The following is a 1,426-nucleotide window of genomic DNA, read 5'->3' as shown; positions in this document are numbered from 1 at the left end:
CTGGGCTACGCCATCGACCCGTATTCGGTGCTGGTACCGTTTTTGATCTTCGCCATCGGCGTGTCCCACGCGGCGCAGAAGATGAACGGGATCATGCAGGACATCGCCCGTGGCACCCACAAGCTGATCGCCGCGCGCTACACCTTTCGCCGTCTGTTCATCGCTGGCGTTACCGCGCTGCTGGCTGACGCCGTCGGCTTCGCCGTGTTGATGCTGATCGACATTCCGGTGATCCAGGACCTGGCGATCACCGCCAGTATCGGTGTCGCGGTACTGATCTTCACTTCGCTGTTGCTGATGCCGGTGGCGCTGTCCTACATCGGCGTAGGCCGAAAGGCCGCCGAGCGTGCGCTGAAAATCGACACCCGTGCCGAGCACCACAAAGGCTTCGGCAAACTCTGGGACTTGCTCGATCGCTTCACCACGCGCAAGTGGGCCACCGGTGCCGTGCTGATCGCGGTGCTGATGGGCATCGGCGGTTTCGTGGTCAGCCTTCAACTGAAGATCGGCGACCTTGAAAGCGGTGCGCCGGAGTTGCGCGCCGACTCGCGCTATAACCGCGACAACGCTTACATCACCAGCCACTACGCGCTGTCCAGCGACCTGTTCGCCGTGATGATCAAGACCGCGCCGGAAGGCTGCCTGAACTACAAGACCCTGGTCCTCGCCGACCGCCTGGCCTGGGAGCTGCAGCAGTATCCGGGCGTGCAGGCCACCGCTTCGCTGGTCAACGCGGTACGCCAGATCACCGCCGGCACCTATGAGGGCAACCCCAAGCTCAACAACATCCAGCGCAACCAGGACGTGCTGAACTATGCCGCGCAGCAGGCCTCGGTCAACTCGCCGGAGCTGTTCAACAACAACTGCTCGCTGATGCCGGTGATCGCTTTCCTCAAGGATCACAAGGCGGAAACCCTCGACGCCGTGGTAGCGATTGCCGACAAGTTTGCCAAGGAAAACAGCACCGAGGATCGCCAGTTCCTGCTGGCCGCCGGCAGTGCCGGTATCGAGGCCGCGACCAACATCGTGGTGCGCGAGGCCAACCGCACCATGCTGCTGTACGTCTACCTGGCGGTGACGCTGTTCTGCCTGATCACCTTCCGCAGCTGGCGCGCCACGCTGGTGGCGCTGTTGCCGCTGGTGCTGACCTCGATCCTCTGCGAAGCGCTGATGGTCGCCATGGGCATTGGCGTGAAAGTCGCGACTCTGCCGGTGATCGCCCTGGGCGTGGGGATCGGCGTCGACTACGCCTTGTACCTGCTCAGCGTGCAATTGCACTTCCAGCGCCAGGGCCTGCCGCTGTCCCAGGCCTACCGCAATGCCGTGTCGTTCACCGGCCGGGTGGTCGGGCTGGTCGGTATCACCCTCGCTGCCGGCGTGGTGTGCTGGGTCTGGTCGCCGATCAAGTTCCAGGCCGACATGGGCA

1 protein-coding gene is annotated in these 1,426 nt (G+C 63.6%); it reads left to right on the top strand.

All coding sequences use genetic code 11. The features are described from left to right. The coding region (locus tag SOP95_RS31450) for an efflux RND transporter permease subunit (RefSeq protein WP_323609508.1) at positions 1–1,426 on the top strand (1,426 nt) is incomplete at both ends.

Source organism: Pseudomonas sp. YuFO8, from assembly GCF_035065025.1.
Classification (GTDB): Bacteria; Pseudomonadota; Gammaproteobacteria; order Pseudomonadales; family Pseudomonadaceae; genus Aquipseudomonas; species Aquipseudomonas putida_AE.
The sequence above is the reverse complement of the archived record's forward strand: the minus strand, read 5'-3'. Positions and strand labels throughout refer to the sequence as shown.